The organism is Streptomyces sp. NPDC021020 (assembly GCF_044333285.1).
In the GTDB taxonomy this organism is placed as follows: domain Bacteria; phylum Actinomycetota; class Actinomycetes; order Streptomycetales; family Streptomycetaceae; genus Actinacidiphila.
Window position 1 is genome coordinate 167,393 of the sequence record NZ_JBIRQQ010000002.1, and the last position, 14,776, is coordinate 182,168.

At 75.9% G+C, this 14,776-nt stretch carries 11 protein-coding genes; 9 read left to right on the forward strand and 2 right to left on the reverse strand.

Annotated elements, in window-relative coordinates; genetic code table 11:
* Window positions 1-200: 200 nt before the first annotated feature.
* From ACH4SL_RS05140 to ACH4SL_RS05165, 6 genes are all read left to right on the forward strand, one after another.
* Window positions 201-1,895 carry a protein kinase gene (locus ACH4SL_RS05140; RefSeq protein ID WP_398442037.1) on the forward strand — a complete coding sequence of 565 codons (1,695 nt, stop codon included), beginning with the start codon at window positions 201-203 and terminating at the stop codon, window positions 1,893-1,895.
* Window positions 1,896-1,999: 104 nt separating this feature from the next.
* Window positions 2,000-3,049: a 3-oxoacyl-ACP synthase III family protein gene (locus ACH4SL_RS05145; RefSeq protein WP_398442038.1), complete on the forward strand. Its 1,050-nt coding sequence runs from the start codon at window positions 2,000-2,002 to the stop codon at window positions 3,047-3,049.
* Window positions 3,046-3,786, forward strand: coding sequence for a glycosyltransferase family 2 protein (locus ACH4SL_RS05150; RefSeq protein WP_398442039.1), 741 nt, complete (start codon window positions 3,046-3,048; stop codon window positions 3,784-3,786). Before ACH4SL_RS05145 ends, ACH4SL_RS05150 begins: the two co-directional genes overlap by 4 nt.
* Window positions 3,787-4,104: 318 nt before the next feature.
* Complete coding sequence (locus tag ACH4SL_RS05155; protein WP_398442040.1) at window positions 4,105-5,601, forward strand: AMP-binding protein; 1,497 nt, start codon at window positions 4,105-4,107, stop codon at window positions 5,599-5,601.
* Between the two features lie 311 nt (window positions 5,602-5,912).
* The gene (locus tag ACH4SL_RS05160) at window positions 5,913-6,881 is read left to right on the forward strand and encodes a cytochrome P450 (RefSeq protein ID WP_398442041.1); all 969 of its coding nucleotides are present in this window, start codon (window positions 5,913-5,915) and stop codon (window positions 6,879-6,881) included.
* Window positions 6,878-7,777 (forward strand): NAD-dependent epimerase/dehydratase family protein, encoded by a 900-nt coding sequence (locus ACH4SL_RS05165; RefSeq protein WP_398442042.1) that lies wholly within the window; start codon window positions 6,878-6,880, stop codon window positions 7,775-7,777. The genes ACH4SL_RS05160 and ACH4SL_RS05165 overlap by 4 nt, the downstream gene beginning before the upstream one ends.
* A 340-nt stretch (window positions 7,778-8,117) precedes the next feature.
* Here the strand turns inward: ACH4SL_RS05165 and ACH4SL_RS05170 are convergent, their stop codons facing one another.
* On the reverse strand, window positions 8,118-8,972 hold the full coding sequence (locus tag ACH4SL_RS05170) for a hypothetical protein (protein WP_398442043.1): 855 nt from the start codon (window positions 8,970-8,972) through the stop codon (window positions 8,118-8,120).
* A 100-nt stretch (window positions 8,973-9,072) separates the two neighbouring features.
* Window positions 9,073-10,725: a PucR family transcriptional regulator gene (locus tag ACH4SL_RS05175; protein ID WP_398442044.1), complete on the reverse strand. Its 1,653-nt coding sequence runs from the start codon at window positions 10,723-10,725 to the stop codon at window positions 9,073-9,075.
* A gap of 275 nt (window positions 10,726-11,000) precedes the next feature.
* Here ACH4SL_RS05175 and ACH4SL_RS05180 point away from each other — a divergent pair, with 275 nt between their 5' ends.
* Genes ACH4SL_RS05180 through pucD form a run of 3 tightly spaced genes read left to right on the forward strand, consistent with a single transcriptional unit; the run spans window position 11,001 to window position 14,769 of the window.
* Window positions 11,001-11,888: an FAD binding domain-containing protein gene (locus ACH4SL_RS05180; RefSeq protein WP_398442045.1), complete on the forward strand. Its 888-nt coding sequence runs from the start codon at window positions 11,001-11,003 to the stop codon at window positions 11,886-11,888.
* Window positions 11,879-12,355: a (2Fe-2S)-binding protein gene (locus ACH4SL_RS05185; protein WP_398442046.1), complete on the forward strand. Its 477-nt coding sequence runs from the start codon at window positions 11,879-11,881 to the stop codon at window positions 12,353-12,355. Before ACH4SL_RS05180 ends, ACH4SL_RS05185 begins: the two co-directional genes overlap by 10 nt.
* 5 nt (window positions 12,356-12,360) lie before the next feature.
* On the forward strand, window positions 12,361-14,769 hold the full coding sequence (gene pucD, locus ACH4SL_RS05190; RefSeq protein WP_398442677.1) for a xanthine dehydrogenase subunit D: 2,409 nt from the start codon (window positions 12,361-12,363) through the stop codon (window positions 14,767-14,769).
* Window positions 14,770-14,776 lie beyond the last annotated feature (7 nt).

Consider the following 14,776-nt stretch of genomic DNA (forward strand, 5'->3'; position numbering starts at 1 on the left):
TTCGGTGCGCGCGCGAGGGCTCCGCGGCCGTCTGACCTGCGGCGCAAGGGTGCCCCGGCGGAATTCGGGCCTCCGGGTGGAAGTGCGCCCCTTGGCCGGAGAACGCCCACCGCGGGCCCCTCGGCCGCACTACAGTCGTCACCGCCGGTGAGCGGCATTCCCGGGGCCGGGGTTCTTCGAGCGCGTGGGGTGGGGGCGTCGTGACCGAAGCGGACACGTCTCATCGGATCGGTCCGGAGACGGAACCGGACCGCTACCGGCTCGTCCGCTCGATCGGCCGGGGCGGCGAGGCACTGCTCTACCTCGCCGAACTCGAACTCGCCGGGGAGACCGAACCGGTCGTCCTCAAGATCTTCGACACCGCCGCCACCGTCACGGAGGAGGAGTTCACGCGGATCGGCCGCCGGTGGAAGGAGCAGGCGGAGCTGCTGCGCTTCGTGCACCGCCCCGGCGTCGTCGGCGTGCGGGAGTATTTCGAGGCGCAGCCCGTCCACCGCTCGGGCGAGGTGGCCGCGGTGAGCGGCCGCGCGCTGGTCCTGGTGCTCAACTACGTCGACGGGCTCGACCTGCGCGACTGGCGCGCCGGGCACGACTTCGCGTCGGCGCAGGACTGGCGGGAGGTCGCCTCCGTCCTGGCGCAACTGGCCGAGACGCTGGACTTCCTGCACTCCGGGCTCGCCACCCCGTCCCGCCGGCTCGTCGTGCACGGCGACCTCTCGCCCGGCAACGTCATGGTCGACGACCGCGGCCAGACCACCCTCGTCGACTTCGGGCTCAGCAAACTCACCGCCGAAGGCAGCACCGCCCAGGTCTGGTTCACCCCCGGATACGCCGCGCCCGAGGTCTTCGAGGGCAAGCGCACCCCGGCCACCGACCGCTACGCCTTCGGGGGCATCGCCTACTTCCTGCTCAGCGGCCAGGCCCCGCCGATCGCCCCCGACCAGCTGGCGCAGGCCCTCGGCGGGCTCCCGCAGTTCGCCGCGCTGCCCGCGGACACCCGCGAGCGGCTGTGCGCCATCGCCGCGGCCGACCCGGACCGGCGGCCGGCGGACCTGTCGTCGTGGGTCGCGGCGCTGCGCCAGTCCGTCGTCAGCACCGGGCCGTCGCAGCAGGCCACGCTCCGCGCCGCCCCGCCGGTCCCCTCCGCGCCGCCGCCGTCCGCCTACCCGGCCGCGCCCGGGACCCTGCCGCAGCCCACCGAGCCGTACCGGCCGGGCACCCCGCACCCACCCGCCCCGGTCCCGCCCGCCCCGCGCGGGCGGCGCCCGGCGCTGCCGGCCTTCTCCGTACTGGCCGCGCTGATCGTCGTCTCGCTCGTCGTCTACCTCGTCGCGAACCGCGGTTCCGGCGGCGACGAATCCGCCAAGGGCGGGGACATCCCGCGGACCGGCTCCAGCGGACCCGCGAACCCGGCGGCGTCCTCGGCCCCCGCGGGGACTCCCACCACCGCGCCCACCACGCAGCCGCCCTCGCCGACGCTGCCCCCCACCCTGTCCCTGACCGAGCTGCAGCCCGTCGCCAAGGACGCGGACGGCTCCCTCCGGACCGGCAGCGGAACCATCGACACCAAGCACTACGACACCGCGCTCGTCGTCGACCAGGGGCCGGAGGCCCGCTGCCAGGGATCGATCTCCTACAACCTCGCGCGCGACTGGAACCGCCTCACCATGGTCGCCGGCATCGACGACGACTCCTTCGACACCGCCGCGGTCGTCACGATCTACGTCGACAACCAGCAGCTGTACACCAGTCAGGTCGACGTCGGCGATCCTGCCTCGATCGACCTGGAGGTCACCGGCGTCCTGCGCCTGACCATCGTCTTCACCGACACCGAGCCCAACCCCCACTGCCGGATGGGCGATCTCGTCCTCGGCGCCCCGACCCTCAGCAGGTGAGCCACCCGCCCACGCGGACCGCCACCGGCAAAGAGCCCGTGACGTACGGCGGTTGAGTACGCGTACTCAGGCAAGACGTTCGAATCGGCTCATAGCATCGCGGCATGGCATCGGACCTCCAGACCACCGCGCTCCGCGCGGGCGCGACGCCCCACGCGATACGGGCGGGCATCACCGCGGCAGCCGCATGGCTGCCCGAACGGAGCGTCAGCTCAGCTGAGTTGCAGGAGCGGATCAGCGCGGCCGCGGGGCTGCGGCTGCCGCCGCGGATGGTCGAGCGGGCCACCGGGATCGCCACCCGCCGCGCGGCCGGGGAAGGCGAGTACGCCTCGACGCTCGCCGTCCGCGCGGCCCGCACCGCACTCGCCCGCGCGGACCTGGCCCCCGGCGACCTCGACCTCCTGGTCTTCGCCTCCGCCACCCGCGACGTCGTCGAACCCGCCACCGCCCACATCGTGCAGGCCGAACTCGGCTCCAGCGCCCACGCGCTGGACGTCACCAACGCCTGCAACAGCTTCGTCAACGGCATCGACACCGCCCGCGCGATGATCCTCGCCGGGCGCGCCCGCCGCGCCCTCGTCGTCACCGGCGAGACCCCCAGCCGCGCCGTACGGCACGCACCCTCCGGCCCCGACCAGCTCAAGGACGGCTTCGCCGGCTACACCTTCGGCGACGCGGGCGCCGCCGTCGTCGTCGAACCGGTCGCGCGCGGCGGCATCCTCGACGTCGACACCGAGACCCGCTCGGAGCACTGGCCGCTCGGCGGCATCTCCGGCGGTGGCTCGCGCCACCCGCGCGGCGACGAGCACACCTACTTCCACGGCGACGGCCGCCAACTGCGCACCGTCTTCGAGCGGTTCGGCATGCGCGTGCTCGACCGCATGCGCGAGCGCACCGGGTTGGGCTGGGAGGACTTCCGGTACGTCCTCGTCCACCAGGTCACCCTGCCCTACCTGGACCGTTTCGTGGAACTCACCGGGGTGCCGCGCGACCGGCTCGTCGTCACCGTCCCCGAACTCGGCAACATGGCCAGCGCCACCCTCGGCGTCCAGCTCGACCGCGTCCACGGCGGGCTCGCGGCCGGCGACCGGGTGCTCTTCGTCGGGCTCGGCGGCGGTGCGAGCGTCATGTCGATGGTGTGGGAGAAGGCATGAGCGCGCTGTGGGTCGTCGTCCCCGCCTACCAGGAGGCCGCGCGCATCGGCGGCACGCTCGAAGCGCTCGCCGCGCAGCGGGACCGGGATTTCACCCTCGTCGTCGTCGACAACGCCTCCACGGACGGCACGTCCGCCCTCGCCCGCGACTTCGCCCGCTGGGCCCCCTTCCCCGTGCACGTCCTGCACGAACCCGACAAGGGCGTCGGCTGCGCCGTCGACACCGGCTTCCGCTACGCGATACGGGGCGGGGCCACGCTGCTCGCCCGCACCGACGCGGACTGCCTGCCGCGGCCCGACTGGACCGCCGCGGCGCGCATCGCGCTCCGGCAGGGCGCGGGGCTCGTCTGCGGCCGCATCGACGCGCGCCGCGACGAGCACGGGGCGCTCGGGCGCGCGGCCTTCCGCGTACTGGTGCGCCTCGCCGCGCTCTTCGGGCGCCTCCGCCCCGCGCACCGCCGCGGCCGCGGCTACCTCGCGCCGTACCGCATGCACGCCGGCAACAACATGGCCGTCACCGCGGCGCTCTACGAAGCGGTGGGGGGCATGCCGAGGCGTCCGTCGCCGACGGATCGCCTCTTCCTCAACCGGGTGCGGCGGCACACCGCGTCGATCGTGCACGCGCGGGGGATGGTCGTCGAGAACTCGACGCGGAGGCTGCGGGCTTACGGGGTGGTGGGGACGGCTCGCTGGTACCTCGACCGCGGGGCGGGGCGGTGGGGGGAGGATCCGCGGTGACGTGTCCTTGTGGGGGGTGGGGGCGCTGAGGGGTGGCCTGTTGCGGTTCGTCGCGCGACCTTCTGCCGGTGGGGGCTTGTCGCGCAGTTCCTCGCGCCCCCGGTGTCACCCGGCGGGGCATCGCGCGCTCCGTGCGGGGGTGGGGTCGGGGGCCGCCACGGGGCACCTCCTCGGAATGCGCGTTCGACCTCGTACGTAGGCGGTGAGGTACGGGGAAGCGCATTCCTGCGGGGGCACCCCGCACCGGCCCCCTCCCAGGTGTCGTCGGCGGCTGTCCCGCCGGTGGGGGTGGGGGTAGGGCGGGGATGGTGCTGAGTGGTGGCTGACCAGAAGGGGGATGGGGACGTGCTGGACGAACTCGCGCGGGTGTTGCGCAAGGCGCCGGAAAGGCCCGCCGTGCTGCGGGCCGGGCGGAACGGGGGCGTACGGACCGCCGTCACGCGGGGGGAACTGGCCGACCTGGCCGAGCGGTACGCGCGGGCGCTGCATGCGTGGGGCGTCGGGGTGGGCGGGACGGTGGGGGTTGCCGTACGGCCGGGGCCGCGGGCGCTGGCCGTGCTGCTGGCCGTGCACCGGCTCGGGGCGCGCGGGGCGGTGCTGGACCCGGGAGCCGGGCCCGATGTGCTGCGGGCGCGGCTGGTGCTGGCGCGGCCCGATGTCGTGCTCGCCGACGCCACCGCGCAGGCGGTCGCCGGGTGGGCGCGGCCGCTCGCGCGGCGGGCCCAACTGGCGCTGCCGGACCTGGCCGAGTTGGGGCCCGTCGCCACCGTCGGGCCGCGGTGGCCGGGATGTGCGGCCCCGCTGGACGACGGTGCGCGGTCGGGCGTCCTGCCGCGGCCGGTGGACGGGGACGGGGATGCCGCGATCGTCTTCACCTCCGGTACGACCTCGCAGCCGCGCGCCGTGGTCCACACCCGCGCCTCGCTCGCCGCCGGCATGCGCACCGTCGCCGGACTCGTCCGCCCCGTCGCGGACCGGCCTGTGCTCGGCGGGACGTTCTTCGTCCTCGTCCCCTCCCTCGCCTCCGGCGCGCCCGTCGCCCTGCCCGCCCGATCGCCGCGCGCTCTGGCGCGGCAGTTGCGGCGACTCGCCCCGCAGGCGACGTATTTGACGCCACCTCAGCTGCGGCGGGTGCTCGCGGAGGGGGCCGCCTTCACCGGCCGGGTGTGGACGGGTTCCGCGCCCGCGAGCGCCGACCTCCTCACCCGCGTCCGGCGCGCGGGCGCCGACGAGGCGTGGGGCGTCTACGCGCTCACCGAACTCTTCCCGGCCGCCGCCGTCGAGCAGGCGGAGAAGGCCGCGTACGAGGGCCCCGGCGACCTCGTCGGCGCCCCGCTGCCCGGCGTACGCGCCCGTACGGACGCGGCCGGGCAACTGCTCTTGGCCGGACCCGGAGCGCGGGACCGCTACCTGGGCGAGACCGCGGAGGAGTGGGTCGCGACCGGCGACCGGGGGAGCGTGGACGCCGGTGGGCGGATCGTGCTGGAAGGGCGGATGAAGGACATGGTGCTCCGGGACGCCGAGAACATCTACCCGGGCCTGTACGAGCCCGCGCTGCACGTGGCCGGTGTGGAGCTGGCGCTGCTGGTCGGTGTCCCGGCAGGCGACGGCGACGAGCGGCTGGTGGCCGTCGTCCAGCCCGTCGCCGGAGCGGACGAGGGGGCGGTGCGCGCGGCTCTGGCGGCGCCGCTCGCCCGGATGGGGACGGCGCGCCCGGACGCGGTCGTCCTCGCGGAGGTTCCGCTGGGCGGGAGGTCGCGTAAGCCGGACCGGGGGGCGGCGGCGCGTCTGGCCGCGGAGCGGCTGGGCCGGTGAGGCGGGTGGGGTCGCGTTGGCGTCGTTCCGCCCGGGGGGGGTGGAGGAAGAACGAGGCACTGCGGGGAGCCCCCGACGGCGAATGCGCCCCACAGGTGGGCGTGCACCCGCCCACTATCTGCACGGGTGGTGGGGGTGGGAAAAACCGCGCCGGAGGCGCTGGGCGCCGGGCGCCGGGTGGGGCCAGGGACGAGGAAAGGGAGCTCATGGGAGAAAGGGCCGCTCGGCGGCGGGATCGGCGGGTGTACGGGAGGGCTCATCCCGTGATGTTCGCCCTGCTCGCGGGAGTTCGGGGGAAGGACGTCACGCGGGTGGGGAGCACCGTCGTGGTGAATGGTGCGGAGGCCTACCGGGAGGCCCTCACGCGTGTGCCGCTGGATCGCGGCGCGGTCGGCACCACGGGCGGCGCGGTGCGCGAACTGAGCGCTGGTGGGGGGCTGTTCGACGAGGACGGGGGTGAGCACCGGGGCAGCAGGCGGGCCGTCGCCGAGGGGCTCGGGGCCGCGGGGGTGGAGCGGCTGCGGCCGGTGTGGCGTGCGGTCCTGGACCGGCGCCTCGCGCCGCTCGCCGCGGGGCAGGACGTCGATGTCGTGGCGCTGGCCCGCGAGATGGCCGGCGCCACAGTGTGTGCGCTGCTGGGGGTGACGGCGCCGCCGGAGGCCGTGGCGGAGGCGGCGAGCGCGGCGGCCGCGGCGGCTGTGCGGGCCGAACTGCCGGGCCTGCGGCGGGCGTTCGCGGGGAGGAGGGCGGCGCGGGCGGCGGCGCGGCTGACGTCGTTGCTGGGGCCGGAGGGCTTGCCCGCCGTGCTCGCGGTGGCCGGGGTGAACACGACGGTCGCCGCGGTGCCGCGGGCCGCGGCGTGGTGCGCGGACGCGGGGTGGTGGGGGTACGCGGAGGCGGCCGGGACGCGGGCCGTCCTCGTGAGCGAGCTGCTGCGGGCGACCGCCCCCTCGCCGGTGCTGCCGCGGGTGGCCGCCGCGGACGCGGAGCTCGGCGGCTGCCCGGTGCGCCGCGGTGACCGCCTCCTGCTCGTCGCGCGGCACGCCGTGCTCGCCCACCGGAAACCGCCGGACGTGCGCGATCCCGCGCCGCCCGCGGTGGCGCACCTGGTGTTCGGCGCCGGGAGCCACGCGTGCCCCGGGGCACGGCTGGCGCGGGCGCAGACGGACGACGTGCTCGCCGCGCTCGCGCCGTACCGTCCGGTCGTCGTCCGGGCGCGGGTGGACCGGCGGGCGGCGTTGCCCGGCTGGCGCACGCTCGTACTGAGGTCGGGGCGGTGACCACGGTCGCCGTGACCGGCGCGAGCGGCTTCTGCGGGGCGTACGTCGCGGCCGGGGCGGCCGCGCGGGGCGCACAGGTGCTGTGCGTGGGGCGCCGGCCCGGACCCGTCGGGCGGCACGTGCCGTGGGACGCGGCGCGGGAGGTGCCGGACCTGGGCGGGGCGGACCTCGTCGTCCACTGCGCGGCGGCCGTCGGCGACCCCGTGCCGGGCTCGGCCGCGGAGGCCGTGATGCACGCGGTCAACGTGGCGGGCACCGCGCGGCTGCTGCGGGCCGCCGCCGGGCGGCCCGTGGTGTGGGTGAGCAGCGCGAGCGTCTACGCGCCGGTCGTACGGTCGGGCGTGCCGGTCGGGGAGGACCATCCGGTGCGCGACCAGCTCAACGCGTACGGCCGTACGAAGGCGGCGGGCGAGGCGCTGGCCCTCGCGGCGGGCGCGGTCGTCCTGCGGCCCCGGGCCGTCTACGGCCCCGGCGACCCGCACCTCGTGCCGCGGCTGCTGGCCCGCGTGCGCGGGGGAGTGCTGCTGCTGCCCGGCGGTGACGTGCGGCTGAGCCTCACGGCTGTGGAGAACCTGGCGGAGGCGTGCCTTGCCGCGGGCGGGTGGGCGCCGGGCGCGTACAACATCGCCGACGCGGCGGCGTACGGGCGGGACGAGGCGGTGCGGCGCGTGCTCCTTGCCCACGGCGTACGGGCGAGGGTGCGGCACGTGCCCGTGGCGGTGGCCCGCGCCACCGCGCGCGGCGCCGAGTTCCTGGCCCGTGCCCGGCCCGCCCGGGAGCCCGCGCTCACGCGGTACGCGGTCGACCAGCTCGCCCGCGGTGTCGTGCTCGACATCTCCCGAGCGATCGCCTCCGGCTGGAACCCCAGCCACACGCTGGCCTCCTATGCCCCGTGAGCCCCCCGGCTCTCCGGGCTGCCCCGTGCTGTGCGTGCCGAGACCTTCTGCCGGTGGGCGGTTGCTCGCGCAGTTCCCCGCGCCCCTGAAAAACGGGTGCCCTGCGCGGTAAGGGTCCGCTCATGCGGCGCAGGGCAACAAACCAGGGGCGCGGGGAACTGCGCGCTCAGCCCCCACCGGGCGGAAAGGCACCATGCCACGCCAAGTGGCAATCACCTCAGGGGCGCGTGGGGGCACCTCCCGGGCGGAGCCTGGGGGAGAACTGCGCGACAAGCCCCCGCGGCGGGAAGGTCGCGTAGGCCACCGTACGTGGCAACCCGGCGCGTCCCCCCGCGCAAGCTCAGCGCAGCGACGGGGCCAGCCAGGTGGGGATCGCGCCGAGGAGGGTGAAGAGGCGGGTCGCTTCCGCGCGGAGGGGCGCGGCCTCGTCGTCGGGGGAGACCTCGGCGAGGGAGAGGAGCGCGGGGGCCGTGCCGACGAGGTGGCCGAGGGTGACGCGGAGGCGGAGGGATTCCGCGAAGCCGTGGCGGGCCTCGGCGATGTCGCCGTCCGCCGCGGCGAGGCCGGCGAGGTGGCGCCAGGTGAAGGACGTCAGGAAGGTGTTGCCGTGGGCGACAGCGCCTGCGTGGGCGCGGCGGTAGGCGGCGCGGGCGGCGGCGGGGTTCGCGGCGATGTGCTCGGCGACGAGCCCGCGGCGGAAGTCGAGCAGCGGGCGGCCGGGCGAGCTGGGCGACAGGAGCGCGGCGCTGCGTCCGAAGGCGGAGCGGGCCTCGTCGGCGCGGTCGCGTACGTGGTGGAGGGTGGCGCCGTAGGCGAGGTAGCCGCGTTCCGAGGCGGCGGCGCCGCGTTCCTCGTCGGTGCCGGCCATCGCCTCGGCGACGCGCAGCGCGTCCTCGGCCTCGGCCCAGCCGTCGAGGTGGTAGAAGCAGCCCTCGATGAGGATCTCCGCCCGCTGACGTGCGGCCCCCGGGTCGTTCGCGCAGTGCGGTGCGAGCAGCGCCGCGGCTTCGGCCCAGCAGCCGCGGGCGCGCAGCCGCCAGACGTCAGGTGTTCCGACCACAGATTCCGACAGGGCGGTTTCCGCCACTTCTCCCCCAAGCGCGTCGTCGAGCCAGTGCGAGTTGTGCGTGCCGTGCAGCAGTGCAGGAACGTGGACGTCCGCGCCGACCCCCCGGCGGTGCGCTATCGGGTTCATGTGGACGGCAGTTGTCCGCGTGCCTGCCGGTGGCCGAAGTTCAGCACGCGGCGGGGGCTTCCGCCAAGGGGTCGGAGATCACATCTTGTGAACGGGATCACTAACTCATCCGCAGCGCCAGGAAGAAGTCCAGTTTGTCTTCGAGGCGCGACAGGTCACGGCCCGTCAGCTGCTCGATGCGGGTGATGCGGTACCGCAGCGTGTTGACGTGCAGGTGCAGCCGGGTGGCGCAGCGGGTCCAGGAGCCGTCGCAGTCGAGGAAGGCCTCCAGGGTGGTGATGAGGTCGGAGCGGTGCCGCCGGTCGTAGGCGCGCAGCGGGTCGAGGAGGCGGGCGGTGAAGGCGCGGCGGACGTCGTCGGGGACGAAGGGCAGCAGCAGGACGTGCGAGGCGAGTTCCTCGTGCCCGGCGACCGAGACGGTGCCGGGGCGGGCGGCGGCGACCCGGCGGGCGTGCCGGGCCTCCTCCAGGGCGCCGCGCAGGCCCTCGGGGGAGGAGACGGCGGCGCTGACGCCCGCGGTGAGGCGGCCCTCGTCGCCGAGGCCGCGGGCGAGCGGGCCGCGCAGCAGGGCGTGCAGGGAGTCGGCGGTGAGCGGTTCGTGCGGGCCGCCGGGCTCGCCGGGGGCGTGCGCGGCCCCGGCGAGCGGGACGAGCGCCATGGCCTGGCCCTCCGCGTGGGCGACGGCGACGCGGCCCGGCCCCGCGTCGGCGGGACCGGCCAGCACCTCTTCGAGCAGCGCCTGCGCGGCGGGTCCCGCGGCGGGGCCGCCGCCGGGCCAGTCCACGGCGGCGACGACGATCTGCCAGTACGTCGCGCCCCCGGCGCCGGGGGCGAGGACGGGGGCGGCCGCGCGCAGCCGGGCGCCGGTCTCGGCGGGGGCGCCGCCGCCCGCGACCAGGTCGAAGATCTCGCCGGCCAGCCGCCGCCCGACGGCGCGGGCGTCGTCGCGCCGGTCGCGTTCGACGGCGATCAGCTGGGTGACGCCGCGCAGCAGGTCGAGCCGCTCGTCGGGCCAGTCGCCCGCGTCGGCCTCGACGGCGAGGAACCAGTCGGCGAGCACCCGGGCCCGCGGGTCGGTGCCGGCGGCGCCGGCGTGCACCGGGAAGAGCGAGTACGTACGGCCCTGCACCGCGATCCGGTAGGGCCCGCGGCGGCCGGTGCGGGCCGCGGCCTGCTGCGCCCCGGCGAGTTCGGCGCCCAGGTGCGGGGGCAGTGGGCGGCCGGGCCCGGCGATCTCCCGGCCGGTGGCCGACAGCACCCACGCCCGCAGGTCCAGGTCGCTGCCGAGCAGGTCGAGCACGGCGTCCGGGCCGCCGCCCGCGGGGCCCGACGACATCAGCCGCCGGTGGCGCTCGACGACGGCCGCGAGGTCGCCGGCCCGCTCGCCGGAGACCTGCCGGGCCACGTACTCGGTGATGGTCGCGAACGCCACCCGCTCGTCGACGGCGAACAACGGCAGCCGGTGCCGGGCGCACGCCTCGACCAGGTCGTCGGGGACGGCGCGCAGCTCGGCCTCGCCGACCGCGAGCGCGGCGGCCCCGGCGGCCGCCAGCAGCCGGACGAAGGCCTCGCTGTCGGCGGGCGTGTGCCGCCACGTCAGCCCGGTGAGCACCAGCTCGCCGCCGCTGAGGTAGCGGCTGGGGTCGCGCAGGTCCGTGGTCATCACCCCGCGGACGGTGCGGTCCAGTTCGGCCTCGCCGCCCAGCAGCCGCAGGCCGAGGGTTCCGGTGTCGAGGAGCGCGCGCAGCCGCATCGTGTCGCCCTGTCCTGTCGTGCGTGGTCCGGTGTGGTGCCGCCGCGGGCGCGCGGCGTGGCTGGTCGGCGCCCGGTGTGGCCGGTGGGAAACCGTGGGGTTTCCGCACGGTCTCTTTCAGAGGAATCTACAAGACGGGGGGCGCGGCCAGCCGAGCGCTTCATGGTTTCGGTGACTGCACCCGTACGGCCCACCCGCCGTGTACTGGGCGTACGCAGCGTGTAACAGGACAGGAAGAGCCGCCGCCCGCGCCGAGACGAAGAGTGAGGCACCGCATGGACTTCCTGCGCCCTGCCACCTGGCAGGAGGCGCTCGCCGCCAAGGCCGCCCACCCCGAGGCGGTGCCGCTGGCGGGCGGCACCGACGTCATGGTCGAGATCACCTACGACCACCGCAGGCCGCGGCAGCTGCTGGATCTGAGCCGGATCGCCGAGCTGGCGGCGTGGGAGAGCGCCGGGGCGGACGTACGGCTCGGCGCCACCGTCCCGTACGCCCACGTCATCGACCATCTGGGGGACGAGCTGCCGGGCCTGGCGCTCGCGAGCCGTACGGTCGCCTCGCCGCAGATCCGCAACCGCGGCGGCGTCGGCGGCAACCTGGGCACCGCCTCGCCCGCGGGCGACGCCCACCCGGCGCTGCTCGCGGCGGGCGCGCGGGTCGAGGCGGAGTCGGTGCGGGGGAGCCGGATGATCCCGATCGACGACTTCTACACCGGCGTGAAGCGCAACGCGCTCGCGCCCGACGAGCTGATCCGCGCCGTGCACGTGGCGAGGGCGACCGGCCCGCAGCAGTTCTCCAAGGTCGGCACGCGCAACGCGATGGTGATCGCGGTGTGCGCCTTCGGCATCGCGCTGCACCCGGACACCCGCACCGTCCGCACCGGCATCGGTTCGGCCGCCCCGACCCCGGTCCGCGCCCGCACCGCCGAGGAGTTCCTGGCCGCGGTGCTCGACGAGGAGGGGCTGTGGGACAGCGGCCGGCCCGTACCGCCGTCCGCGGCAGCGGAGTTCGCCGCTCTGGTGGCCGCCGCCGCGAGCCCGATCGACGATGTGCGCGGCACCGCGGCGTACCGCAGGCACGCGCTGGGCGTGCTGGCCCGGCGCACCCTGGAATGGACCTGGCGGCAGTACCGCGACGAGAGGGGGAGCAGGACGTGCGCGTGACGTTCACCGTCAACGGCCGGCAGCGGCAGGCCGACGACGTCTGGGAGGGCGAGACCCTGCTGTACGTGCTGCGCGAGCGGCTCGGCCTGCCGGGCGCCAAGAACGCCTGCGAGCAGGGCGAGTGCGGCTCGTGCACGGTGCGCCTGGACGGCGTCCTGGTGTGCTCCTGCCTGGTCGCGGCCGGGCAGGCCGAGGGATGCCGGGTCGACACCGTCGAGGGCCTGGCCGGGCCGGACGGCGAACTCGCGCTCGTCCAGCAGGCGTTCGTCGACGCCGGGGCCGTGCAGTGCGGCTTCTGCACGCCGGGCCTGCTGGTCGCCGCCGACGAGCTGCTGGAGCGCAACCCCTCGCCGTCGGACGCCGACATCCGCGAGGCGCTGTCGGGCAACCTGTGCCGCTGCACGGGCTACGAGAAGATCCTCGACGCCGTCCGCCTCGCCGCGGCCCGCGCCGGACAGGCCGGGTGAGCGCGATGGCCCCCGCGCACGGCACCCGCCTCACCCCCGCCGGCCTCACCCAGTCCAGCGCCGGCCGGGCCGGCGGCGTCGGCGAGTCGACGCTGCGCCCGGACGGCACGCTCAAGGTCACCGGCGAGTTCGCGTACGCCTCCGACCTGTGGCACGAGGACATGCTGTGGGGCCACACGCTGCGCAGCACCGTCGCGCACGCGCGGATCACCGCGATCGACATCTCCGAGGCGCTCGCGACCCCCGGGGTGTACGCCGTGCTCACCCACGACGACCTGCCCACCGAGGTGCGCCACTACGGCCTGGAGCTGCGCGACACGCCCGTCCTCGCGGTCGGCAAGGTCCGCCACCACGGCGAGCCCGTCGCGCTCGTCGCCGCGGACCACCCGGAGACCGCGCGCCGCGCCGCCGCGAAGATCCGCGTGGACTACGCGCCGCTGCCCGTCGTCACGGACGAGGCGAGCGCGACCGCCCCCGGGGCGGTCCTCGTGCACGAGGACCGGGAGGACCGCGGCGACCACTACGCGGCGCACGTCCCGCACCCCAACGTCGTCCACCGGCAGCCGGTCGTGCGCGGCGACGCGGCCGCGGCCGCCGCCCGCGCCGACGTCGTGGTACGCGGCGAATACGTCTTCGGTATGCAGGACCAGGCCTTCCTCGGCCCCGAGTCGGGCCTCGCGGTGCCCGCGGAGGACGGCGGCGTGGACCTCTACGTCGCCACCCAGTGGCTGCACTCCGACCTGCGGCAGATCGCCCCCGTCCTGGGCCTGCCCGAGCGCAAGGTGCGGATGACGCTGTCCGGTGTCGGCGGCGCCTTCGGCGGGCGCGAGGACCTGTCGATGCAGATCCACGGCTGCCTGCTGGCGCTGCGCACCGGCAAGCCGGTGAAGATGGTCTACAACCGCTTCGAGTCCTTTTTCGGCCATGTCCACCGACACCCCGCCAAACTCGCCTACGAGCACGGCGCGACCCGGGACGGCAAGCTCACCCACGTCCGCTGCCGCATCGTCCTGGACGGCGGCGCGTACGCCTCCTCCTCACCGGCCGTCGTCGGCAACGCGGCCTCGCTCGCGGTCGGCCCCTACGTCGTGGACGACGTCGACATCGAGGCGCTCGCTCTTTACACCAACAACCCGCCCTGCGGCGCGATGCGCGGCTTCGGCGCCGTCCAGGCGTGCTTCGCCTACGAGGCCCAGATGGACAAGCTCGCCGCCGAACTCGGCCTGGATCCCGTCGACTTCCGCCGCCGCAACGCCATGAGCCAGGGCTCGGTCATGCCCACCGGGCAGGTCGTCGACGCCCCCGCGCCCGTCGCCGAACTGCTGCGCCGCGTCAAGGCCCGCCCGCTGCCGCCCGAACGCCAGTGGGAGACCACCGAGGGCGCCGACCTGCGGGCCCTGCCCGGCGGGCTGTCCAACACCACGCACGGCGAGGGCGTCGTGCGCGGGGTCGGCTACGCCGTGGGCATCAAGAACGTCGGCTTCTCCGAGGGCTTCGACGACTACTCCACCGCCCGCGTCCGCATCGAGGCCGTCGCCGGTGAGCCCGTCGTCACCGTGCACACCGCGATGGCCGAGGTCGGCCAGGGCGGGGTGACGGTGCAGGCGCAGATCGCCCGCAGCGAACTGGGCGTCGCCCAGGTCACGTTGGCCCCCGCCGACACCACCGTGGGCTCGGCCGGGTCGACGTCCGCCTCCCGCCAGACGTACATGACCGGCGGCGCCGTCAAGCACACCTGCGAGGCCGTACGGGAGCGGGTGTTCGACCTCGGCCGCCGCAGGTTCGGCACCTACCACCCGGCCTGGGCCACCGCCGAACTCCTCCTGGAGGACGGCAAGGTGGTCACGGACGGCGGCGAGGTGCTCGCTGCCCTCGCCGACGTCCTCGGCGACCAGGCGATCGACCTGGAGCTGGAATTCCGCCACCGCCCCACCCAGCCCTTCGACCTGCGCACCGGGCAGGGCAACGGGCACGTCCAGTACAGCTTCGCCGCGCACCGCGCCGTCGTCGAGGTCGACACCGAGCTGGGCCTGGTCAAGGTCGTCGAGCTGGCGTGCGCGCAGGACGTCGGCAAGGCCGTCAACCCGCTGTCCGTCACCGGCCAGATCCAGGGCGGCAGCACACAGGGCCTCGGTGTGGCGGTGATGGAGGAGATCGTCGTCGACCCGGTGACCGCGCTGGTCCGCAACCCGTCCTTCACCGACTACCTGATCCCGACCATCCTCGACACCCCGCCCATGCCCGTCGACATCCTCGAACTCGCCGACACCCACGCCCCGTACGGCCTGCGCGGCGTGGGCGAGGCGCCGACGCTGTCCTCGACCCCGGCGATCCTGGCCGCCATCCGCCAGGCCACCGGCCTCGCCCTGAACCGCACCCCGGTCCGCCCGGAACACCTGACGCAGCAGCCGTAGGCCCCCG

Excerpts from the sequence above, each read along its gene's own strand:
- ACH4SL_RS05145 (WP_398442038.1), top strand. The coding sequence starts at position 2,000 with ATGGCATCGGACCTCCAGACCACCGCGCTCCGCGCGGGCGCGACGCCC.
- ACH4SL_RS05150 (WP_398442039.1), top strand. The coding sequence starts at position 3,046 with ATGAGCGCGCTGTGGGTCGTCGTCCCCGCCTACCAGGAGGCCGCGCGC.
- ACH4SL_RS05170 (WP_398442043.1), bottom strand. The coding sequence starts at position 8,972 with ATGAACCCGATAGCGCACCGCCGGGGGGTCGGCGCGGACGTCCACGTT.
- ACH4SL_RS05175 (WP_398442044.1), bottom strand. The coding sequence starts at position 10,725 with ATGCGGCTGCGCGCGCTCCTCGACACCGGAACCCTCGGCCTGCGGCTG.
- ACH4SL_RS05180 (WP_398442045.1), top strand. The coding sequence starts at position 11,001 with ATGGACTTCCTGCGCCCTGCCACCTGGCAGGAGGCGCTCGCCGCCAAG.
- pucD (WP_398442677.1), top strand. The coding sequence starts at position 12,361 with ATGGCCCCCGCGCACGGCACCCGCCTCACCCCCGCCGGCCTCACCCAG.